Origin of the sequence: Chloroflexus sp. (assembly GCF_034431535.1) — a bacterium.
Taxonomy (GTDB): Bacteria; Chloroflexota; Chloroflexia; order Chloroflexales; family Chloroflexaceae; genus Chloroflexus.
This window is the reverse complement of sequence record NZ_DAOUDC010000055.1, coordinates 120,779-142,682: the sequence shown is the minus strand read 5'-3', so window position 1 is coordinate 142,682 and position 21,904 is coordinate 120,779. Positions and strand designations below refer to the sequence as shown.

Annotated in this window: 25 protein-coding genes and 1 pseudogene; 8 read left to right on the top strand and 18 right to left on the bottom strand. The window is 62.6% G+C overall.

Features of this window, described 5'->3' with window-relative positions; translation table 11 throughout:
• Positions 1-41: 41 nt before the first annotated feature.
• From U9R61_RS13805 to U9R61_RS13725, 18 genes and pseudogenes are all read right to left on the bottom strand, one after another.
• Positions 42-194: a hypothetical protein gene (locus U9R61_RS13805; protein ID WP_322489401.1), complete on the bottom strand. Its 153-nt coding sequence runs from the start codon at positions 192-194 to the stop codon at positions 42-44.
• A 19-nt stretch (positions 195-213) separates the two neighbouring features.
• Complete coding sequence (locus U9R61_RS13800) at positions 214-753, bottom strand: hypothetical protein (RefSeq protein WP_322489400.1); 540 nt, start codon at positions 751-753, stop codon at positions 214-216.
• Between the two features lie 9 nt (positions 754-762).
• Positions 763-915: pseudogene (locus U9R61_RS19960) on the bottom strand (competence protein CoiA family protein); the annotation flags it as partial.
• A 27-nt stretch (positions 916-942) separates the two neighbouring features.
• Positions 943-1,224, bottom strand: coding sequence for a hypothetical protein (locus tag U9R61_RS13795; RefSeq protein WP_322489399.1), 282 nt, complete (start codon positions 1,222-1,224; stop codon positions 943-945).
• Positions 1,225-1,237: 13 nt separating this feature from the next.
• Positions 1,238-1,468 (bottom strand): hypothetical protein, encoded by a 231-nt coding sequence (locus tag U9R61_RS13790; RefSeq protein WP_322489398.1) that lies wholly within the window; start codon positions 1,466-1,468, stop codon positions 1,238-1,240.
• A 72-nt stretch (positions 1,469-1,540) separates the two neighbouring features.
• Complete coding sequence (locus U9R61_RS13785) at positions 1,541-2,068, bottom strand: AAA family ATPase (protein WP_322489397.1); 528 nt, start codon at positions 2,066-2,068, stop codon at positions 1,541-1,543.
• Between the two features lie 3 nt (positions 2,069-2,071).
• Complete coding sequence (locus U9R61_RS13780) at positions 2,072-2,368, bottom strand: hypothetical protein (protein ID WP_322489396.1); 297 nt, start codon at positions 2,366-2,368, stop codon at positions 2,072-2,074.
• Positions 2,369-2,378: 10 nt separating this feature from the next.
• Positions 2,379-2,735, bottom strand: coding sequence for a hypothetical protein (locus U9R61_RS13775; protein ID WP_322489395.1), 357 nt, complete (start codon positions 2,733-2,735; stop codon positions 2,379-2,381).
• A 139-nt stretch (positions 2,736-2,874) separates the two neighbouring features.
• The gene (locus U9R61_RS13770) at positions 2,875-3,510 is read right to left on the bottom strand and encodes a hypothetical protein (protein WP_322489394.1); all 636 of its coding nucleotides are present in this window, start codon (positions 3,508-3,510) and stop codon (positions 2,875-2,877) included.
• A 14-nt stretch (positions 3,511-3,524) separates the two neighbouring features.
• Positions 3,525-4,661: a sigma-70 family RNA polymerase sigma factor gene (locus tag U9R61_RS13765; RefSeq protein ID WP_322489393.1), complete on the bottom strand. Its 1,137-nt coding sequence runs from the start codon at positions 4,659-4,661 to the stop codon at positions 3,525-3,527.
• A gap of 104 nt (positions 4,662-4,765) precedes the next feature.
• Positions 4,766-5,635, bottom strand: a complete 870-nt coding sequence (locus U9R61_RS13760) for a hypothetical protein (RefSeq protein WP_322489392.1) — start codon at positions 5,633-5,635, stop codon at positions 4,766-4,768.
• The gene (locus U9R61_RS13755) at positions 5,632-6,732 is read right to left on the bottom strand and encodes a DUF6166 domain-containing protein (RefSeq protein WP_416208854.1); all 1,101 of its coding nucleotides are present in this window, start codon (positions 6,730-6,732) and stop codon (positions 5,632-5,634) included. The genes U9R61_RS13760 and U9R61_RS13755 overlap by 4 nt, the downstream gene beginning before the upstream one ends.
• A 59-nt stretch (positions 6,733-6,791) precedes the next feature.
• Entirely contained in the window at positions 6,792-8,171 is a 1,380-nt protein-coding gene (locus tag U9R61_RS13750) for a hypothetical protein (protein WP_322489390.1), read from the bottom strand.
• An 84-nt stretch (positions 8,172-8,255) separates the two neighbouring features.
• Positions 8,256-10,004, bottom strand: coding sequence for an AAA family ATPase (locus U9R61_RS13745; protein WP_322489389.1), 1,749 nt, complete (start codon positions 10,002-10,004; stop codon positions 8,256-8,258).
• 43 nt (positions 10,005-10,047) lie between these two features.
• A complete protein-coding gene (locus U9R61_RS13740; protein ID WP_322489388.1) occupies positions 10,048-10,260 on the bottom strand; it encodes a hypothetical protein in 213 nt (70 codons plus the stop codon).
• Between the two features lie 39 nt (positions 10,261-10,299).
• Positions 10,300-10,728, bottom strand: a complete 429-nt coding sequence (locus tag U9R61_RS13735; RefSeq protein ID WP_322489387.1) for a hypothetical protein — start codon at positions 10,726-10,728, stop codon at positions 10,300-10,302.
• 50 nt (positions 10,729-10,778) lie between these two features.
• Positions 10,779-11,573 (bottom strand): hypothetical protein, encoded by a 795-nt coding sequence (locus tag U9R61_RS13730; protein WP_322489386.1) that lies wholly within the window; start codon positions 11,571-11,573, stop codon positions 10,779-10,781.
• A gap of 52 nt (positions 11,574-11,625) precedes the next feature.
• On the bottom strand, positions 11,626-11,781 hold the full coding sequence (locus tag U9R61_RS13725) for a hypothetical protein (protein WP_322489385.1): 156 nt from the start codon (positions 11,779-11,781) through the stop codon (positions 11,626-11,628).
• A gap of 180 nt (positions 11,782-11,961) precedes the next feature.
• On the opposite strand from U9R61_RS13725, the gene U9R61_RS13720 reads away from it, so the two are divergent.
• The 8 genes from U9R61_RS13720 (at position 11,962) to U9R61_RS13685 (ending at position 21,902) form a co-directional block, all read left to right on the top strand.
• The gene (locus U9R61_RS13720; RefSeq protein ID WP_322489384.1) at positions 11,962-12,243 is read left to right on the top strand and encodes a helix-turn-helix transcriptional regulator; all 282 of its coding nucleotides are present in this window, start codon (positions 11,962-11,964) and stop codon (positions 12,241-12,243) included.
• Positions 12,244-12,692: 449 nt separating this feature from the next.
• Positions 12,693-13,040 carry a hypothetical protein gene (locus U9R61_RS13715; protein ID WP_322489383.1) on the top strand — a complete coding sequence of 116 codons (348 nt, stop codon included), beginning with the start codon at positions 12,693-12,695 and terminating at the stop codon, positions 13,038-13,040.
• A gap of 74 nt (positions 13,041-13,114) precedes the next feature.
• Positions 13,115-15,064 carry a hypothetical protein gene (locus U9R61_RS13710; RefSeq protein ID WP_322489382.1) on the top strand — a complete coding sequence of 650 codons (1,950 nt, stop codon included), beginning with the start codon at positions 13,115-13,117 and terminating at the stop codon, positions 15,062-15,064.
• A 36-nt stretch (positions 15,065-15,100) separates the two neighbouring features.
• On the top strand, positions 15,101-17,731 hold the full coding sequence (dnaB, locus tag U9R61_RS13705) for a replicative DNA helicase (protein ID WP_322489381.1): 2,631 nt from the start codon (positions 15,101-15,103) through the stop codon (positions 17,729-17,731).
• A gap of 272 nt (positions 17,732-18,003) precedes the next feature.
• On the top strand, positions 18,004-18,888 hold the full coding sequence (locus U9R61_RS13700) for a hypothetical protein (protein WP_322489380.1): 885 nt from the start codon (positions 18,004-18,006) through the stop codon (positions 18,886-18,888).
• Between the two features lie 213 nt (positions 18,889-19,101).
• The gene (locus U9R61_RS13695; RefSeq protein WP_322489379.1) at positions 19,102-20,295 is read left to right on the top strand and encodes a hypothetical protein; all 1,194 of its coding nucleotides are present in this window, start codon (positions 19,102-19,104) and stop codon (positions 20,293-20,295) included.
• Positions 20,296-20,298: 3 nt separating this feature from the next.
• Complete coding sequence (locus U9R61_RS13690) at positions 20,299-20,709, top strand: hypothetical protein (protein ID WP_322489378.1); 411 nt, start codon at positions 20,299-20,301, stop codon at positions 20,707-20,709.
• A gap of 191 nt (positions 20,710-20,900) precedes the next feature.
• Positions 20,901-21,902, top strand: a complete 1,002-nt coding sequence (locus U9R61_RS13685) for a hypothetical protein (protein WP_322489377.1) — start codon at positions 20,901-20,903, stop codon at positions 21,900-21,902.
• Positions 21,903-21,904 lie beyond the last annotated feature (2 nt).

The following is a 21,904-nucleotide window of genomic DNA, read 5'->3' as shown; positions in this document are numbered from 1 at the left end:
GGCTGGCTCGTATTGCCAGAGGCTTCAACGGCAGCCAGCACTCAGCGCAGATCGCTGGCGTGCTGCTTGATTTGCGCCCAGAGTGCCGCCCGCCAGGCGTCGCCGGCAGCAGCGTGGCGCTCGCAGGCTTCCATAGCTGTCAGTAGTGACACAGACGAAGAGCCGGCAGCGCGATACCCGCGCCGCCAAGCCATCCATGCCTCATGTGCAGGGTCAGTGTGCTGTCTCCGAATCATTGCCTTGTCGTCCCTTGTTGACGTGCCGTTCGAGCCGCAATTGGTAGTAATCAAACCGGGTTGGTCGCGCTGCCTCGCCTTCCCGATGCGGCATGGGAATAGGGATCTTGTGGATGCGGTACAACCCGCAGGGTATTTCAGGAGCTTCCAGACCGAGTATTCTTTGGCGAACATCAATGTAATACGAAGCAAACGGAAACTTCATTGCTGATTGTTCGAGGATGTCAAGGATTACAAGGCGTCTATTCCCTATTATTGAGATAACATTTGGTCTTGCTCTTGCAAAAAACGACTTGAACATGTCGTCGCTTAATATCCAGTTAATACGTAATCCCTGCTCTCCGCAGTAGCGACTTTTTTCCAATATGTAATCATAGAGTGGCTTGTTCTGAAACTCTAATACAAGCTGCTTTTCAGGATGGAAACAATCAAACCGATACGGCCCGTGGCGATGCTCAATCAGCCAGCCACTAGTGTTGTGATGCCGCAATATCCACCGATAGTGCCATTCGGTCATCCCTGTGCCATAGTGGCAGTTTGCCTCTGGCCGATGCGCCCAATGCGTCACTCGCACTCTACCCAACCGAGCGACCAGCGGGCCGTTACACTCCGGGCAGAAACCCGGCTCATCTCGCGTGGCTAGGATACGCCGCCCATCCTGTGTCAGAGCCAACAGCATGGCACTTCCCTGCAACGCAGCGGTTCGTTATTCGTCGCCCTCATCGCCCTTTTCGCGGTAGACGAAGCGGGCATGGGACGATTGGCCGGGATAGACCGTCTGCTGCGCGGCCAGGGCCAGATAGGCGATGTGCTGAACCTGGCGCTGCTGCTCGCGTAGCAGCTCGTCGAGGCTCAAAGGAAGGCGCCTACCGTTGGCGGCACCCTCGGCCCAAAGCTGGCGGTAGCCGTAGAACACGGCCAACTCGGTTTGCAGCAGCTCTAAGTAGCGCAGCGTGTCCTTCGAGATTAGTTCGGGCGTGCCAGCCATCCCTGTATTTCCGCTAGTCATCAAGGCGCAGGGCAGCCAGCGCCGCCTCACGCGCAGCACGAAGATCGGCCTGGTGCCGGGCCTGCACCAGCAGCTCGCTCCAGATCGCCGGAAGCTGCTGGTGCCAGAGGTCATCAGGTGTGAGCGCGTGCGACTCGTCGTCGGCCTCGCTCACCGCGCCCAGGAAGTGAACGCCGGCCTGCTGCATCTCGGCAAGTGCCGCAGCAACGTGGGGCCGCTCCATGTCATCCTCACGCACCCGGTTCAGCAGCAGGAAGGCTCGCCCGCTGACCCACCCGCGCCGGTAGGCGTCCTCTCAGATGCGGCGGGCCACATCGAGGGAGAGCCGGGCTGGCGTCGCCACGATCACGAGGGCATCGAGCGGGATCGCTGTGTAGCGCCCCAAATGCTCCACGCCAGCTTCATGATCGAGCAGCGCCAGATCGTATCGCCCCAGTATGGAGGCCAGTGCCCGCTCCATCACTCGGTTCGGGGTGTATTGCGAGCCGGCCAGCCCCCACTGGCCCAGAGCCAGGAAATCGTAGCTGGGTGTGGATAGTAGAGCCTCCTGGCCCATGCGAGCCTCCAGAAACGCCTCGCGTGTCTCATCCTCGCGTAGCGCCGCGCCAGTGAGTAACTGGCGCTCGTAGGCTGAACGAAGCTGCCCCAGAGTCGTGCAGCCATCGTGCCCCAGGATGCTTGTCAAGCTCTGATGTGGGTCAACGTCTACCACTAGGCACCGCTCGGCAGGGCGCTCGGCTCTGTCAGCCATTAGCAACGACGGCAACAGCGTGGTCTTGCCACTGCTACCCTTGCCGGCAAAGCCTATCGTGACGAGGGGCATGGTTTACTCTCCGTTGTCAGCGGTGACGCCATTGGCGGGACGCTCGTGCAGCGGGGCGGCTTGAAGGTTGGGGGCCGGACGGGCTTCAGGAAGCCCAATCACCACTATCGAGGCTGGCATCGGAACAAGCCCGCCACCCATCGTTGTGTTGTCAAGCAGGCCAGAAATGCCAATTTGGGCTTTGGGAAGCCCAAACACGCCTATAGAGCCCGGCGTACTGCCGACAAGGCCAAAAGTGTCAGATTGAGCTTCCCGAAGCCCAATCATCTCGCTGTGGGTATGGTCGTTGGATGTAGGCATGGGTTGCTCGCTACGCAGCACGCCGGCTCCGGCTCTTGCTCTTCTTCGGCGTTCCTGCCAGCACCGCCGCCTTGGTAGGCTGGGCGTAGCCGTCCAGGGCTTGCAGCATTGGCTCCCGCTGACAATCGTAGAGGATGCGCCACGGGCATTGCAGCACATAAGCCGCAAGGTAAGCGTGGATAGTACCCTCGCGGATCTCCGAGGGCAGTATCGGGAAGAGCCGCGCAGCGGCGGCCAGGAGGGCGTTGATATGCTCTGGGGTAAGGATGAGGCCGCCGCCAGTGCCGCAGGTGTCGAGGGCCGGCAGGCGCTCACAGGTGTCGAGGCAGGTAAACAGCTCGGAAGCGGAATCGTTGTTGTCGTTCATTGGTGTCACCGCTGACGGCCACGATTGGCTGCTGCTACTACTGTCTACCCAGACAGCTACGGTATTATTATCACAGCCAAAATTGCTGTACGCTCTGCGCTTTAATATAGCGCAGAGCGTACAGAACTATCAAGAGACGTTACGCGGGTGCCCCTGGTTCTAGTGTCTCGTCGCGTAGCTTCAGCTCTACCGGCCCCTCGCCTTCCATGAGCACCACCAGCACCAGGCCGCGATCAGCCTGTACCGGCACCGTTAGCTCCAACGGAGTATACTCGCCAGGCTTCAGGACGGCCTGGGCAGCCGTGTCTACGGTGAACGTGGCGCCGGCGGAGTCGCGCAGCGAGAAGGCGCTGATCGGCACCGTGATCTCGTCCTGGCTCGTATTTGTGACGGTGCCCCGAACGATCACACCCTGGCTGCCGTCGGGCATAGGGGCCAGCTCCAGCACATCGATCCGGGTGCGCGCTGTCGCGCCGCTCGCAATCGGCTCCGGCGTTGGGGTGCCACCGACAAGGTTGGGCAGCGACGATACTGCCGTCGGTAGCAGTCGCTTCAAGTCGTCGAGACTGATCTGGGGCACCTCTGGGCGCGGCGTGAGCGCCGTCACAGTCTTGTTCAGGGCGATCTCCGTGTCCCTCAGCGCGGCCTGCTGGGCAAACGCGGTTTGCAGCGCCGTATCGGCCCGGTACGTCTGCTGATGTACCAACCAGATCACGGCTAGGGCAAGCAGGATGCCGGTCACAGGCAGCCAGGGAAAGGGACGGGTAGGGCGCATAGTGCTGGCTCCTGCTAGGCCGCGTCGGTGCGCGGCATGATCTTCCTGGCCCGTGACGGGTGGCGCAGCTTGCGGAGTGCAGACGCTTCGAGCTGCCGGATGCGCTCACGGCACACACCAAACGCCTGGCCCACCTCCTCCAGCGTGCGGTATCTCCCGTCGTTTAGCCCATAGCGAAGCTCAATCAGGCGCTTTTCACGCGGCGACAGCGTCGCCACAGCCTCGCGCAGCGTCGCGGTGAGTAGCGATGCCTCGGCCTCGCTGGCGGTATCTACCGGCGCCGGCACAAACGCCCCCAGCCGGCTCTCCGCGCCATCGTCGTCGCCCACAGGTCGGTCGAGCGAGTCGACACACGCCACGGCGATTGCCTCGCGCACCGCGGCCAGCTTCTTCGCGTCCCAACGCGCCGTAGCGCCCTTCTTCGCCGCTTCCTCACCCGCCTCGCGCTTTCGCGCTGCCGGCTGGTTTAGCCGCTCCAGCAGCTCCGGGTCGCTTGGCTCGCGCCCCAGGGTGCCGACGAGCGCATTAAGCGCCGCAAAGTAGGCGCGGGCATCGTCGCCACGATGCACTGGCAGCCGCACCAGGCGGCTCGTCTCGGCCAGGGAGCGCGTCACCGCCTGCCTGATCCACCACGTTGCATACGTGCTGAACTTCAGGCCGCGGGCGATGTCAAACTTCTCCAGCGCCCGCATCAGGCCGATATTGCCTTCTTGAATGAGGTCGAGGAGGGGTAGCCCGCGCTCGCGGTACTTCTTGACGATGCTCACTACCAGGCGCAGGTTCGCACTGATCATCCTGGCCCGCGCTGCCTCGCCGGCCTCGCGAGCGGCGACGAGCTTGCAGCGCACGGAGGGCGCGATCCTGCCGCCGGCGGCCAGCATCTCAGCCGCAGCCCTGCCGGCGTTGATGGCTCGCATCAGCTCGGCCTCGTCAGCCGCCGATAGCAGCGGCTCATGGCCGATCTCGCGCAGGTACAGGTTCAGGGCTTCGGGCAGATCATCCGGCTCGTAGGAAGCGACCAGCAACTCCGCCTCCAGCAGCAGCGCGTCGGCCAGTTCGTCGGGGGGCGGCTCTGCCGTTTCCAGGCCAGCGAGAGCCAGGGAGGGCGGCGCCGCGGCTTCCAGGCCCGCGGCGCCTTGCAGCGCGTTCATTGGTTATACCTCTCTCCAGTTGAGCGCGTTGAGCTGGTCAGGCTCGACGCGAGTCGGAGCGTCCCGGTGGTCAGGCGGGGCGCGGATCAATCACACCCGGCTGGTCAGGCCGTGTGTGCTGTGAGCGGGCGGGGCCGGATCGGCGTCAGATCGTTACCGTCCCAATGGAACATCGTGGTGGTGAGGCCGTAGGGCTGGCTCTCCGCCAGGATCTTGCCCACGAAGGGCACCGCCAGATCGTCGCGGTAGCTGGGGATCGCCAGCAGCAGATCGCGGCGGGGGATTGCCACGATCAGCCCGGAGGCCCGTAGGTAGCTCGGCAGTTGGGCACGCAGCTCGGCGGGGGCCAGCAGCCGCGCCGCGGCATAGCCGTCGCGGGTGGCAAGGACATAGAACAGCTCACGCTTCTGGATCGCTGGCCCTTGCCGCGCCAGCTCGCGCAGCCGCCGCGCCGCCACGTCAAACACCGTGGCCTCGTCAACGCCCCACAGCTCCAGTTCACGGTTCGTAACGTGCCGCATCGTCGTCGGGCCGTCGAACACCACAGCCTGATACAGCTCGCGCACCAGCCAGGGGCGCGAGATGGGTATGAGCAGGCCGCCCGTCGCGGCGCGGATCTCGTCGAGGCGATCCTGCCGGTCGAGCCGGAGGTACAGCCCTTTGCGTGCCTGCTCCCAGGTCGGCGGCATGGTGTACACCTGGCCGCCGGCCACACTCGCGGCCATCTGGCCGATAGGGGCCACCAGCCGGTCGATCAGGGCATCGAGAATGCCGGGCCGGCGCAGGTACTCGTCATACAGATTGGCAATGTTCACCATCACGGCACCCTGCGCCTCCGGCGTGCCTGCCGCCCAGGCGATGAGCCCCCATTCGTTTCCAGCCTCCAGCTCCACCTGCGCCACGCCAGGCACGGCGGCCACCTTCGCCTGCACCAGCACCCGTACTTCCTCAACAGACAGCAATTCGCCGTTCATCGTCGCGCACCTTCGATTGTCGCCGGCCAGGAGTTCCACGCGGCCAGCATTGCGGTATCGTCGAGTGAGATGCCGGTAAGCTGCTCGGCAGCGTCGCGGCTGAAATAAGACCAACGGGGGTTAGACATCTGAACAGCCAAGCCGGCAGGAGCGGCGTCGAGCACCAACGGCCCCTCTTTCCAGTCACCTGTGACACGGGAGAAATCGGCAGTGACATCCCAGCCTCCGGGGCTCCGGACACCACGGGCCGGCAGATGCTCCACGTAGATCTGGCGCTCCGGGGCCACATCCAGCTCGGCGCGCAGCACCGTTGCCAGCCAGGTCGCCCGGTTCGTGATCGTCGTCGACTCGTTTGTGAGGCCCACAGCAGCGGCCAGTTCGCCGGTTAGCTCAGAGACAACGACGGCGGCCACTGGCCCGTCAGAGCCGTGCCAGCGGCGCCAGCGCACGAGGCAGCACCCGTCATAGTTGGCGGGCAGGGCTGCCGCGTGGCCCAGGCTGGGGTAGCGCAGCAGGCGCAACTCACAGCCGTCCACCAGGGGCGGCACCAGCTCGCGCAGCCGGTCAATGGGTACTACCTCGCTCCAGACAACGCCGCCGGCGGCCACCAGGCGGGCCAGCTTGCCGTGGCGTTCACACATCCTGATGGCTTCGCCGTCAAAGGCCATTTCGCCTGTACTGAGCACGGTCAAGGCATCGGCCCAGGACGCATCGACGCTGCTGCCCTCGGCCCAGGGGTAGACCCGCGCCACGAGGAGCGGGGCCGGCTCACCGCTCATCTGTGCCAGCAGCCGCCGCGTCGTGATGCTACTGGCAAGCCACTGGCGCAGCTCGAATGAGTGCAAGCGCCAGGGCTGCTCAGGATTCCAGCTACTCACAACCTCGGCGCGGAACTGGCCGTAGAGCATTTCTGCGATGGCCTCGCCAAACTCGGCGGCCAGGAGCGCGAAGGCCAGGGCCGACGCGCCAGCAGCCGCATTGCCCCAGCTCAGGCCGCCCATACGCGCAGCCATGCCTGTGAGCGGTAGCGCACGCGCATTGCCGCTGACCATCCAGCGACCCCCGTTGTCTCGCCAGCCGTTATACGTGGCTCCCATCGTTCCGCCCCGCCCTCGCTATGGGGCGGTGGGCTTGCCGCCGCCCCGTTGAGTGCCCCTTAGATGTCCCGCCGGCTTCGCATCGCCCCGCCGTCGCCGGTGGGCGGCTCGTCGCCCAGGAGATCGACCCGGCGCCCGCGGCGCCCTGTTGGGGCCGCCAGTAGATCGTGATCCAGCTCCAGGGCGCGCCCAGCCCGCATCTCTCCGCCCTCCACTACTACAAGGCCCAGGTCAGCGCGGGCAGCGCGGATCTCGCTGGTGCTGGGGGCGTCAGCAATGCCCACGTCGCGGGCACTACGCGGCTCCTCACCGATGGCGATCAGGCTGCTTCGGGCAACGGTGCCGATGGCCCGCAGCACGCGCTGGATCTCCGCCGGGGTGCGATCCTTCGGCTCCCTGTCCAGAAGCCCCTGAATCTGCGCCATCATCGCCGTAGCCTCTGTGTCGCCAAAGAAATTGAGGCGTTGTACCTTCCCGATCAGCTCTTTCAGGGCGCCCAGGCTCCGGTTATGCGGCGCGGCCTTGCCCTCCAGGCCGGTCAGGGTATCGACGCTCACCTGATAGATCAGGCCGCGGAGCTGTACGACGAGACCCGCCAGGAAGCTGTCAATCAGCTCCTCTTTCTTAGCGCGGGCCTGCGCCAGCACTTCGCGGTTCATGTCGTCGATGAGCTTGCGGCGCCGAGCCTCGGCCTCCTCGGCGGCGCTCACACGGGAGCGTAGCGCCTCCACCGTCGTCTCACTGGCGTCGGCGCTGCCCGACGCCAGCAGGGAGGGCAGGGGCACCAGGCTATAGCTCACGTCGAGCCGGAAGCTGGCGCCGATCTCGGCTGCCGTAGGGATGGCCGCCTTGATGCGCGCCCACGTCGCCCGCACGAATGTCTCTTGATCGCCCAGCCGCTCTGCATCCAGCACGCCCTCCATCTTGTTCAGTACGCGATAGGCCCGCCGGGACGCGACGGCGTACTGCTCGCGCAGCAGAGCCATGATCTGCGGGTAGTCGCGCACGATTTCGTCGCGGAGTGCGAACCAATCAGCGGCGGCCTGCGCGTGAGCCTCTTTCCAGGCCGGGAACGCTGTCGCCGGCACGAAGCTCCCCCAGGGCGACTTAAAGGCGAACTTTTCCAGCGTGCGATAGATCACCCGCTCCAGTGCCACGAGGCGGTTGAAGTAGGTATCGGGCAGCAGCCGCTTCTCGCCCAACTTGAAGATGCTGCTAACAGCCTTGGCCTCATCGGCAGTGAGCGGAGGCAACCCCAGGTCGTCAAGGTCGAGGCTCTGCCGCGCACGCCAGCGGGAGAGGGAGAGATCGACGATCACGCCCTCCTGCATGAGATTCTGGCCGATGTCCTGCACAGAAATCTTGTCAGCATCGAGGCCCAGGATGGCCGCAATCGTGGCGCGGCGTCGGGCGTTCTCCAGGCTCGTCGGGTCGCTCATCTCACTCTCCCAGGGGTTTCAATGCTGTCAGTGTTGTCAGGGTAGGAGTGGGCGGGGGAGCGCGTTCACCCCCGCCCGGATGGCCTAAAACTCGCGGCTCCGGCGCGGCCCTTCTGCCTTCGGCGCCGTCTGCGGCTCCGCTGCCGCAATCTGCTCTTGAAGCGCAGCCCGGTCTGCCAGCAACCCGGCGTACTCAGGAGGCAATAGCTCGGCGTCGTTGCAAGCGTTGACGGCCAGGAGCGTGTAGTAATCCGCTGTCGCAGGGCTGTTGGGCCGGATCAGGCTCATTGCCCGCGCCGCCAGCTCCGGAGTAATAGCCGCGCTGCCCTCGCGGCGGGCCAGAGTACGCGCCTTGCGAATGATGCCACCCAGGTCTGCCGCGCTGTACTTGTTCGTGGCTGCGGCCAAGGTGGCGACAGCGCGATCTGTGATGGCAGCACCCTGGCTGCGAGCCTGCGCCGCGATGATCGCCGCCCGCTCCGCCTCGTCAGGCAGCAGCACGGGAATGATCGCGTCCATGCGCCCGAAGCGCATCAGGGCGGTGTCGATCAGGTCGGGGCGGTTGGTGGCGAAGAGCATGATCACCTTGCCGCGCAGCGTCTCGTCGCTCATAAACTGGAGCATCTGATTGAACAAATTGCTTGCGACAGGGTTGCCGCTGCCGTTGCCGCGGCGGCTCATGTCGCTCTGATCCAGCTCGTCCATGAACACGAGGCAGGGGGCCAGGCTCCGCACGAAGTTGAAGAAGGTCTTTAGCTTGCGCTCGGACTCACCGACGATGCCCCCCAAGATGTTCTCGGAGCGCAGCGCCACGGCGTTGAAGCCCACCGCACCCGCCAACCACTTGACGAAAAACGTCTTTCCGCTCCCCGGAGGGCCAACCAGCAGGACACCCTTCGGGGCATCGTTGACGCGGCCCTGGCGCAGCGGGTCAATAACCTCATCCTGCGCCCATTGGCGAAGCCGCTGCTGGCCGCCGAACATCTCGTCAGGGATGGGCTCGATCATCTCAGCAACCTCGGTGTAGTCGCTGGCAATGATCGCATCCTTGCGGGCCTTGACCAGCTCCCGGCTGACACCGCTCTGCGCGCCCAGCAGCAGAATATCCTCGATGTGGCGGAGGCTCAGACCAGCGGTAAGAGTGCCAATCTCGTCGGTGGTAATACCGTCGAGGGCGATAGGCTGGCCCTCCTCGGCTCGGTTTGCCAGATACCACTCGACGAAGGCCACGCGCTGCTCACGCTTCGGCATAGCGATCTCGATGGCCTTGTAGCCGCTGGTGGCCTCGCGTAGATCGGCGTGAACGTCGGCCAGCTCCCGCGAGAAGAGAAAGATCGGGTTGTCGGTGCTGGCAATATCCCGATCCGTCGCCCAATACCTGAGCGTGGAGAGGACGGTGCGATCATCGGGCGACATCGCCCCCTTGCCGACGCTCAGGTGCGCGCTGATGAGATCAGCGCCATCTAGAATGACGGCCACCTTGCCTTTCGCGCCGGGAGCCAGCAGTAGCCGCTCCAGCAGCTCTAGCGCCGCCGTCGGGCGCCGCGCTCCGGCGAAGGGGTCGTCGTCGCTCTCGCCGCCAGTAATACCGGCCAGGGCCGCCGTCAAGGGGTTAACCGCCTGCCCGCCGCTGGCCTCCATGCCCAGGAGCCGCTGTGCTGCGTCGCGCATTGACGGCACCGGGAAGGTGATACCCCGGCCCAGGCTAAACACAGCCACCACATCGCGCTTGCTCGACAGGGAGGTTAGCAGCAGCCCGCGCTGCGTCACGCCCTCGTGGGCATAGCCGTTGATGTCGCCGTGCAGAATGAAGGCGTGGGCCTCGCCGGCCATGAAGCTCGTCTGGAACTGCCGGAACCAGGCTGGCGCGGGCTTGCTAGTGCTGGACATGGACGCCCCCAGTGATGTGTACGTGGCTCGCGCCATCCTTGTGCTGCTCGACTGTCCCGATCTCGGAGAACTCGACGCCGCCAGCCTGGAGCTGCGCGATCACGGCCTTGGTGATCTGCTGCGCCTGCTCAAAGCTCACCTGGCCGTCCACGAAAATCTGCACCTTGCCGCCAGGCAGCACAAACACCTTGATTTCCACCGCTGTCTCTCCTGTCACTCGTGACCGCTTCGGCAGCGGCTAGATTTTCAGCGTGAACACCGTTGCGGCCTGGGTGACGCCGCCGTTATCGACTGTCACCTGCTGCTGCGCCACCTTGCCGAACGGAGCCAGCGCCGCCTTCACTTTCTGTGCAAAGAGCGCATCGGCAGCCAGAGCCAGCAGGTTGCTCAGAGCGTCCACAAGCTCCCGGCCTCGCCCGTCGTTGTAGCCCTGTGTGGCATAGGTGGACACGCGCCCGCCGTCGATGAAGAGCCGCAGTGAGCCAACCGTGACTATCAGGCGGTTGCCCTGGCGACTGACGTTGAACGTCTCGCCGGCCTTCAACACGCCGGGCTGGCGCAGGTAGGACTCAACGACGGGCTGTACCGCTTCCGGCGTCAGGAGCTTTAGCAATTGCTCCTCGTTTACCGCAGCCTTCGTGATCGACACGGCCAGATTGCAGGCCATAGGGGTTGCTCCTCGTTATCGTTAATCATAGCTGTCAAAGGTGACAGGGTTTAATCGTTGGTGCCCTTGCCGGCCTGATAGTCGCCGGCCCAGGTCTGAATGGCCTCCCACTCGCGGTAGGCCAGGGCGTTCACCGCGTCCGGGCGCCACAGCCCGCGCAGATACTCGGCATCGATCTTGGCGGGGTGGAGACTCTTGAAGGGCACAACCTCCGCCGTGTCTACCTTGCCCCAAGTCTGTTCGTCGGCTTCGCCCAGGGGCAGGGCAATCTCGTGCAGACAGATGATCTCCGGGTGCCTCTCCCGATCCACGAGATCATCAGCAGCCTCGGCCACACGAGCGTGATCGGCCAGCACCGCCAGCAGCACATCGCCCATGCGGGAACGCACTGCAAGCTGCACCAGGCGAAGGCATCCCACGCGCACCAGCACGTCGAGCAGGCCGCGCACAGCGGTCTTGCTCCTGCCATCAGAGGGCCAGTAGACCCCGATTCCTGCGTCACGGGTCTTGCGAGCATTGGCGCCGGCGAGGCTGCTGGCGACGGTCGTAGCGACCGGCCCGCTCGTGATGGGGTAGAACTTGACGGACGCTCCCAGATCCCAGTGGCGGGCGATCTCGCTGCCGCCCTCCCGCTGGTGGCGGATCTCAATCTGCTTGATACCCGCCCGGCCCAGCGCCTCATCGATCTCGCCATCCTTGCCGATTTCGATGTAGAAGCCGACATGGGGGGCGAAGCGACCGACGCCGGCGCCCTTCTCGAAGGGGCGGGCGTAGCTCTTCCCGTTGGCCCATTGCAGAGCGACGGCGCTGACGGGGGTAGGAGCAGGCTTATTGCGACCGATCATCGTTGTGTGTCCTTGTGAAGCGTTGTAAGTCGTTGCGTTCGGTCGGTGGCGGCTAGTAGCCAGCCCGGACTCCCAACAGCAGCAGGAAGAACACGATGTTGAGTGTGATGCTCACCGTGAAGATTACGGTCTTCACGAGCCACCAGCACCAGGCCAGGAATGCCCGAAGGTCAAACTCGTCAGCCTGGGTGTCGTTGATTTGCTGCATTGGGCTGCCTCATCCTGCAACATAATGCTTCGATATGACGTGTCGTTATGACGCTATTATATCACAGTGTTACAATCTGTCAACATGCCATTTCACTAGTTCGCTCGGTTAGGGCGTATTGACATACCGTATAGGCATGTGCTACTGTTATGGGGCCGTTCAGGCATGAGGAGGAAGTTTATGAGCCGCCGCTTTCGCATCGCAGAATTGGTAGAAGCCCAAGGCATCACGCTGTCGGAGCTTCACCGCCGTATCTTGGAGCGAGCGCCGCCAGATCGCACGGATCTCCGCAACATCGCGTACCCGACCGTGCTGCGCGTCGCTAACAACCAAACCAAAAGGCCGGGGTATAGTACGCTGGAGGGGATTGCCCTGGGCCTGGGTGTTGAGGTTCGGGATCTCTACGAGGTGTCTAGCACAAGCGGAGACGGCCAAAAAAACTTAGAGCCGCTGTGCGCGTAACGCACAGCGGCTCGTAATGGCTCGCAGCGATCTCAGTCCTTGCCAGGCACAATCGCTGCGGCTGCCCGGCTCTCCAGTGAGAGAGCGCCGAGCTATGTCAACGCCGGCTGCGCCAACAACCGACGAGGACAAACCTCCGGTGTTACCTCACTTCGCTCCTTCGGTAATAAGCTCGATCTAGACTCTCCAGGCACCGGCGAGTCTCACTCTCTTAGGCGCCCGACTTCGTGCGGTGCGCCTGGATTTAGTGTTGCCTTTGCCGGCTTCCTGTTTTGCGCTCCATATAAGAGCATATCACAGGAAGAACGCTCTGGTAATAGTCTTTTCTCGTGTTTAAGGCCAAATATTGAGCCGAGGGGCCGCAAATGACCGCTGTACCAGCAAACAGATCACAGAATAGATCGCAAGGTAGAGAGCCGGATTTCACTACCCGTTTTTGGGAGATTCCGGTGCCCTTGTTGGTCGTTCATCGCTGCGCCAGCCAGCCCATGCTGCTCGCCGCCTGGCTCAACATTGCCGCCGCCGAGCGCGAGGATCTTGCCCTGGGGCAGCCACCACGCCAGCGGAGCGCCCTTGCTGCCAGTATGGGGATGGACGAGGCCAGCTTCAGCCGCCTCGTCGACTCGCTTCTGGCGGGTGAGCTGGTAGCGAGTGCAGCCGACGGGACGTTGCGAATCCCGTGGACTCCGCTCTACTTCGCCAGCCTAGCCTATGCGCGCCAACAGCAGCAGAAGATCGCCACCAGCACCGCCACATCCCCGGCAGCGGTGCAACAGGAGCCGCTTGCGCTTGATTAGGGATCGCGTATGGACGGCTTAACCATGTCACACGGCGTTTCACCGTCTCCCCTGCATGAAGTCTGGAGGAAACGATGAGCGCCTACGGTGTATCACTTGAAAACCTGGATCTCCCCCCCGAAATCCTCTCTGATCCGACTATCGGGTGGCTTATCCAGAACGCCGATCCAGAGCTGTGGGCGCCGAGACACTATCTCATCGTCGATGAGAAGTGCAAAGGCGATCATCACCTCATCGCCACATGGTTCGCAATCTACCGGCTGCTGATTTTTTACAAGCCAATAGGTAAACGAGCCTTCGGCCAGCGCGAGATCGCCGCGGTTGGTCGTGTTGGGCGTGGGCACCTCAGCGGGAAGCATGGCACGATCCGCAAACTCGCTGCCTTGGGGCTGATCATCATTGATGGCTACGAGGACGGCGACGAGGGCAAGCCTATTTTCCGCATTGATACGGCGCGGCTCGAAGCTGAGAGCATCCTGCTGACCCGTAAACGCCTGGCCGCCGGCCAGCTCGTGCCCAGGCGCAAGCCGGCCAGCCTTCAGCAACTCGACATGTTCAGGATGCTGGGTCTCACACCCGACGAGGAACTGCTGACTCTGGCGCGGCAGGAGCACCAAGCCGACGAGTACCTTCAAGTACCTGACATGGCATCTATTGGTGCCACTGCTGGCTCTTATGAACGCGAATTGGCACCCATCGGTGCCACCTTTGAGGGGGACAAGCGCCAATTGGGACTAGACGTGGCATCGATAGGTGCCAGGTCTGGAGCTACTTGGCACCAATCAGAGCCAGCAGCGGCACCAATGGGTGCCGCTGCTACGGTAAACAAGCACCAGCTAGAGCCAGGTGTGGCACCCATTGGTGCCACAGCAAGCCCTTCAGAAGCTATTTGGCACCCATCGGTGCCGCCTCTACATCCTAACGAGGCAGCCTGGCTCTCACCGGGGCCGCATGATGCCCTGGAAGCGGCACCAGCGGAGTCCACTCCGGCTCCCACAGGTGCCTTTGGGTGGATGGATCATGGGCATGAAGGAAGGAGAGAGGGAGCCGCGCCAAGCGCGGCCACACTCTCGCCTGATTCGCTTAGGCTCATGGTTCAGCAGGCCATGAACCATCACCTTCCTGTGTTGATAGCCGCAACGATCCAACAGATAACCAGCGGCGCGGGCGTAGGGACAGGGACGGCTCTGGCCGGCGCGGCCAAGACAACGCTTACTGATGACATCCCCCCACGCCCTAATCGTGACGAGCCGGAACTACACCGCGGCCTTCTCACAACCTGGCAGCTTGTCAGCCGACAGAAGGAAATACCCGCCCGCGACCTGGCCCAGCTCGAAGTGTTGGTCAGCCGCTACGATGGCCCGACGGGAGGGCACGCCGCATACTGGCTCTGCCGGGTGATGTGGGAAGCGGATCGCTCCAACGACGGTAACGAGCCGATCCGGCTGCGTCTCATCGGCGGTTATATGCGTCGGATGGAGCAGGATTGCGAGTTCAGCACCGCCTCGCTGGAAAAAAAGGAAACCAAGAAGGAAGCGGGTGTTCCGAAGCGCGAAGCGGCGCCCAGCCCCGCGGCTTCGAGTGCTTCGTCGAACGGGCTGCCAGCAGCACTAGCCGACCATTGGGTGATCACAGCCTGGCGCAGCTACGCCGGCGTTGATGCGGTGATCCTCGTCGAGCGGGCGCAGCATCTCGTTGCCACCGTGAGCCGGCGCGATGTCTGGGAGGCTGTGCTGGCGAACTGGAGCGACAAGTACAAGCGCAAGGCCAACTGGACAAACTTTGACGGCCTCTTGGATTGGTATAGCCGCGAAGCCGCGAAGCCCGTAGCTGTCACCGCTGACGAGTTTGACCCTGATGGCCCACCGCCGTCAGCGTCGGTGATCGACAACCATCCTGGGCTTGATAGCACGGAGCGGGCCGATTGGTACAGGCGGTTTCATGCCGCCGGCGATAACAAAGCGGCAAAGCAGGCGGTGATCAAGCGGCTCCTAGCGGAGCGCCCTATCAAGCTAACCGACTAGCGTTTTCTTGTGTCTTGAAGCAAAGGAAGGTGCAGCGTGACTGGCGACCGCACCGCAGCCCTTGACCGCTCTGTGCCCTTTGACCTGCAATCCGAGCGGGCGACCCTGGGATCTATCCTGCTGGAACGTGACGCGATTATCGTCGTCGCGCCCTGGCTGCCCAGCCGGTATTTCTATCTCGAAAAGCACGCCATTATCTACGAGGCGATGCTGGGTTGCTATAACCGACGCGAGCCGCCGGATCTTGCTACAGTGGCCGCAGAGTTGCGCCGGCGCGAGAAGCTGGATCTTGTGGGTGGCCTGGCGTTCCTGGGGGAACTGGCCGTCGAGGTGCCGACGGCGGTTCACATCGAGTATTACGCCAGGAACGTCGAGCGCACGGCGATTCTGCGTCGGCTGATTGAGGCTGGCGGCAAGATCGCCGCTATCGGTTACAACGAGGCCGAAGCTGAGTCGCTGGAAGAAATCATCGGGCTGGCCGAGGCCGAGCTACAGCAGGTGAGCGGTCAGCGCCGCGATCAGGGGTATGTGACCATCGGCCAGGTTGTCAACGAGGTGTTCGCCCGGATCGAGGCCATTCAGGAGCGGCGCGGCGAGGTATTAGGCGTGCCGACAGGCTATAGCGATCTGGATGCGCTGACCGGCGGCTTGCAACCGAGCGACCTGATCATCATCGGCGCCCGGCCTAGCCAGGGGAAATGTCTCGCCCACTGGACACTCGTTGATGACCCGATTACGGGCGAACGCCTCACTATTGCGGAGGCTGTACGCAGGCGGCTTCCATCCGTTTCGGGGTTGTCAGAGCAGGGCCAGGTACGTCCCGCGCTGATTTCGGAGTGGGTGGATAGCGGGATACAGCCCTGTGTGCGCGTGAGGACGCGCAGCGGGCGCCAAGTGGACGTAACCCCGCATCACCCCTTCTTGACGGTGAAGGGCTGGATACCGCTGCATGATCTCGCTGTTGGCGACAGTATCGCCGTGCCGCGAGCCGTGCCGGTCTTCGGCAGCGATGAAAGTTGGCCGCTTGATCTCGTGCGGCTGCTGGCCTACTTCATTGCCGAGGGCGGGCTAACCAGCACATCGCCGGCGTTCACCAACACCGACCCGGTGATCATCGACGACTTCAAGGCTATTATCAACAAGCACTTCCCTGAGTGTGCCTTGCGTCAGGCTCGCATCACCTATATCGTCGCCCAGCCGCGGAAGCTTTGGACGGGAAAAGGTGGTGTGATGCCGCCTAATCCTGTCACTCAATGGCTTCAGTCGCTAGGGTTGATGGGGAAATATGCGCGAGAAAAGGCGTTTCCATCGTGCATATGGCAATGGAGCCGACGCTACCTCGCTGAGTTTATTCGCACACTGATGAGCTGCGATGGTTCCATCTACCTCGTACACGAGCGTGCAACGATAGAGTTTAGCGTTGCGTCGCAGCAATTAGCCTCAGACCTTCATCACGCCTTTGTTCGCTTTGGTATTATCACCAAACTCTATCAGACGAAGCAAGGGGCATGGCGGGTAATTATTACTGATCCTGCCTCTATCCGTGCCTATCAGCAGGAAATTGGCTGGATTGGGGAGAAGGCAACTCGCCTTCCTAACTACAACTACACCGTTCCGCCTCGTGGTAGCAATGTAGGCCATCCTCCGAAGGAGACGTGGCTGCTCATCCGGGCTTCGCTACAGCAGCAAGGTCTCTCCTTGATCGAGCTGGGCCGCCGCAGCGGGGAGGCAACACGAACAGGTAAGTACGCTGGGTTTAACCCTCATCTGAATCGCAGTATTCCGCGCAATCGGCTCGCTGGTTACGCAACGGCACTTGGAGATCCGTGGCTGGCGATGGTTGCCGGCCGGGATGTGTATTGGGATGAGATTATCGCTATCGAGCCTATCGGGTCGCATCAGGTGTACGATCTCTGCGTCCCTGACGGCGCCAACTTCATCGCGCAAGATGTGTGCGTTCATAATACGTCGCTCGCCCTCTCGCTGGCCTACAACGTGGCCTTTCTGGCTTCTCTGGGCGTCGGCATCTTCAGCCTGGAGATGAGCCGCGATCAGCTTGTCCAGCGCATCCTGTCGATGCACACAGGCATTGACCTTCAGCGGCTCCGTATGGGAAACCTGCGCGGCGACGAGTTGAACCTGGCCTTTGAGGGCATGGGTGTGCTCTCCGAGCAGCCAATCTATATCGACGATACGCCGGGCCTCAGCATTGGCGAACTGCGCGCCAAGGCTCGGCGTATGTGCGCCGAGCAGGACATCCGGCTGCTGATAATCGACTACCTTCAGCTTATGGCTGGAGGGAAGCGGGCGGAAAACCGTGTGCAGGAGGTGAGCGAGATCAGCCGTGGTCTGAAAGGGCTTGCGCGTGAGCTGAACATTCCCGTTATTGCTCTTTCACAGCTATCTCGCAATGTTGATCAACGTCCAAGCCATATTCCACTGCTATCAGACTTTAGAGAGTCGGGGAGTATCGAGCAGGACTGTGACATCGCAATGGGAATTTATCGTGAGGAAACGTATGATAAGGATACTGACCGCAAGGGTATTGCTGAAATATATATACTGAAGCATCGAAACGGCCCGCTGGGTGTTATTCCGATGCGGTTTGAGGCACGAACGACGATGTTCCAGAGCCTAGAGCGGTATCGCCGCCCCGAAGGCTACTAGAAAAGCCTCGCCCTGGTCGTGCCGGCGGTCAGGACGAGTAGAGACGTGAAGGGGGGATGTCGAAACCAAAGAACGGGAGACTGTGACCTGCGTGGATGGGGCGCCGTGACCGGCGGCACCCCATCCGTTACCGCGTTCACGCCTGGAACGGGGACGCGGCGGGCGCATGATAGCACGGCCCGCCGCCGAACGATGGTTCGCACTGCCGTTTCGCGGCGGGGGCTGCTGCCCCTGACGTGGAGCTGTGTGCGAGGCTTCGCGTAGGGGGTTCAATGGAAGGCCGTAGTAGGTATCTGGATATGGTTCGCGGCCAGTACCGGCGCTCGTCGGGCTGGCAGCCCAACGCCAAAGATGGCATGACCATCCTGGCGCTGCTGGGAATGGGAGGCGCAGCCGCCTATTGGTGGGGCGTGCAATCGGCGCTTACTGATCACCGCCTCGTCGCTGCTGCGTTTACGGTGCTGCTGACGCTGGCGCCGCCCTCCCTCACGTCGTTTCTGATCCCCTGGTCGCCGGCAGGCATGTTGCTCCAGAAAGTGAACCTGCGAACGTGGGGCTATGCCATCGTCATCGCCTGCTCGCTGTTCTTCTTGTACTACTCCGGGCACATCCAATACAGTTGGTGGGCGGCGCAGCAGGTAGTGGCCGATACCCAGCTTATCCTCCAGCAAGTGATCATCGGCATCCTGGGCTTCATCATCATTCCGGCCCTGCTCTGGACGCCCGTCACCAGTGAGGAACTGGTGGAACAGGTGCGCCAGGCACACCTTGTCAAACGGTACGAGCTGCAAACCGAAGCTGACATCGCTATTCTGCGCTCGACGCTGCTTCGCGCCCAGCAGAAGGCGCTGATCGGCTTCTGCAACCTGACGGTTCAAGAAAAGGAAGAGCTGGCCGGCGTCATGCGCGGCCTGGTCAAGAACATTGACTATGAGCTGCGCCGGGTGGGTGAGAGCGTGGATGCGCTGGCCCACTCTACTCGCCCGTTTGCGACACTCGACGACAACGACGACATTGCCAGCTATCTGGGCTACGTGGCCGACGAGCTGAAAGAGAACGCGCTGCTGCCTCGTCGAACGCGCCGGCCCGACATTGTGCCGTCGGAAGATGATGCCGTAGGGACACCGAAACGCCCTCGTGTCAGTCGTGACGGATAAGAACTAGCCTGGTACGAGGTGGTATGGAGGGGCGCGCTTCGCAGTAGGACGCGCCCCTTTGTACCATTTCATGAAGGAATTACAAAAAGTTACAGTTAGTTACAGGTCTCCTTGACAGTACAGTTACAAAAGATTACAATTGGTTACACTTGGTTACATCACGCCTGGAAGCGTAGGGAGGCACGGATGACTAGCACGGGGAAACGGACAATCTTGCAGGAACTCGTCGCCGCCGGCGACGCCGGGGTACGCCCCCGGTTCGGGGTGCGCTCCACGGTTCGGATCGGCAGGCAGTTGGGGATCGTCGTCGCCCTTGACCACGGCAACGACGCCTTGAAGCTCGCCGTGTTGATGTCTGACGGTAGCCTGATGACGCTCCGCATCCCGACGGCCTACAAAGAGGCCGAGCTGATCCGGGGCGGCGACAACGAGATCAGCTATAGCGTAGACAGCGGCCCGGCCTTCTGGATGGGGGAGACGGCCCTGAGCCACGATGGCGAGGATCTTCCTATTGGGCCGACGAGCCAGCGGATCATCGACGGGCGGCTGCGCTCGATGGTGGCTGCGGCGCTCGTCGAAATCCTCCACACCGCTGGCTATAAGCCCGGCGCTCACAATGTCATTCTTGGCTTTGCTATCCCTAATACCGAGATCGTGCCGATCCGCGGCGCTGGTGAGGGCGAGCCGGAGCGGCTGGGGGTTGAGCCATCAACTCGTGAGGCGCTGGAGGCCCACCTGAAAGGTGCTCGGTGGAATGTGGAGCGCACGAACACCGACGGCGTGGTGGACACCTGGCAGATCAATGTGTTGACGGTAGTGCCCCAGGCCCAGACAACCGGCACCCTGGTAGCCGTCACGAAGGCTGCGAACGGCTCTACCGTGACGGATCTCGACGCCCTCGACATCATCGACGTGGGCGGCGGCGATTTGCAGGTGACGACAGTTCGGGTGAGGCCGAGCTATCAGATGACCACAAACCGCGTTGGAGACGGCACAATCCGTGTTGCCCGCGCTCTGAAGAGCAAGTTTCCGAAGTTTGACCTGAATAACGTCGCCGCACAGCAGGCGCTCATCACGCGCCGGTTGCTGGTGGCTGGCCGGCAGCGGGACATTAGCGCCGAGGTTGACGATGTGCTGAACAGCCAAGGCCAGGGACTCATCGGCGCCGTGCTGCCGGTGCTACGCCAGAGCCGGCGCTATGTGGTGATCACAGGCGGCGGAGTTATTCTGCTGCACGATCTCATCGTGCCGCGCCTCGATGCGGAAACGAAGGTGAGGGGCGAGGACTACGAGCTGATCAATCACGGCCTGGCGTCGGTAATCAACGCTATCGGCATCCTGTTCGCCACTATCCTGAAGGCCGCGCAGCTCGCCCAGGCTACCGCCGCTGCTGAGAAGCGAGGCTAGTTGATGGCTGCAACATCCCCCAAAAATGTTCGCTACTCTGCTGCTGACCTGGCGCGGCTTGACCGTCTGCGCCAGTTCTACCCAGAGGCCGCGAACGAAGCGGATATGATCCGCCTAGCAACCCAGCGTGGCATGGTGCTAATGGAGGCGGAAGTGGCCGCTGCTGGGGGTGGCCTGCCGAAAGGGATGACGGAGGATATGCTGGCCTCCGTCATCCTGCCCCGTATTTTGTCGGCACTTACCTGGCTTGCACAGCAAGGACGCTTACCACACGTGTTTGTGGCACCAATAACTAGTCCCAATACTGTCACAAGTGACAGATTAGAACACTCGGAAGATGAGCATGAGTCTCTTGACAAGCTAGATTTGGGCGCTATCAACGATATAGACCAACTTGGAGGTGATTTCTTGTAGAAAAACCGGGATTGTGCGCTACAATGCGCTCGTACCAGAGTGGTTCGACGGCAACTAGGCTCGCTTAGGGGGTTTTGTTCGGCGGCAGGCTGACCATCGTAGCCTGGAACTGCGAGGGGTCTAGGAGCGGGCAACGCTCACCTGCCAGTTGGGTTTGTCTTGCATCAGGTGTCGCAAAGGAGACTCAACCAATGGCGACAGTGACCGGCCTGGATGCGGCGACCCGTGCGCGGCTGATCCGCGACTATGGTGCGCCAGAGGATCTGCTGGACTTTCTGGAGAGCGAGGGGTACGAGCCGGAGCAGATTGTTGCGGCGTTCAAGCAGATGACGGTGGAGGCCATTGCTAGGCGTGTTGGCTATGAGCTTGCCGATGCTGCCGCTGCACCGCAGCCTGCTCGTGCTGCTACACCCGCTCGTGCTGCTGCACCCGCTCGTACCCCTGCCCGCCGGCGCTCGCGCTCTGGGCGCAGTGGCTACCGTGCCTTTACCTATGGCGTGGCGCTGGCCTTCGGCCTCTTTATCGCCCTGATGATGTGGCGAATAGACGGCTACTTCGGTGTCAACTTCCTGAAGCGCATCCCCGGCCTGACCGAGCTGCCCAACACGGTCTTTCACCCCTTCGTGTGGACGTGGCTGATCGGTCTGGGCGTCTCCGCGCTGCAAGGCGCTTTCTGGCCGCACCGGGCGGTGTATGCTGAGGACGGCGCCCTGCTCGAAGAGGGTAGTACCCCCCAGGAGATCATCACCTGGCTGGTGGTGCTGCTGGGCAATGTGGCAAGCTCCGCTCTGGGCATGATGCCGATTATTATGGGCATGGATCTGATGGGCGTCGTGGTGCCCGAAACAGGCTGGGGTCTATGGGCTACAGCGTGGGTGCTGGCCGCCGTATTCGCGCTCTACCCGGAGTGGGCCGCCCGTGTGTTCGGCGGGAAGCTCTGGGAGTTGTTGGTGCCTGACTCCATTCGGCAGCGCATCAAGGCGGTGAAGAACGGCCTGATCGTGGTCTGGCGCACAATCATGAGCTTGCTACCCGCCGATCCGCGTGGCAAGATGGTAGGTGGCAAGATGGTAGTGGGCGGCGTCCTGGTGGCACTGGCGCTGGTCATCGTGGTGTGGCTGCTTATGGCGTCGCAGGGTACGCCGAAGGCCATGCCGGTGCAGGGCCAAGCCATATGGGCTCTGCTGGCCTAGTC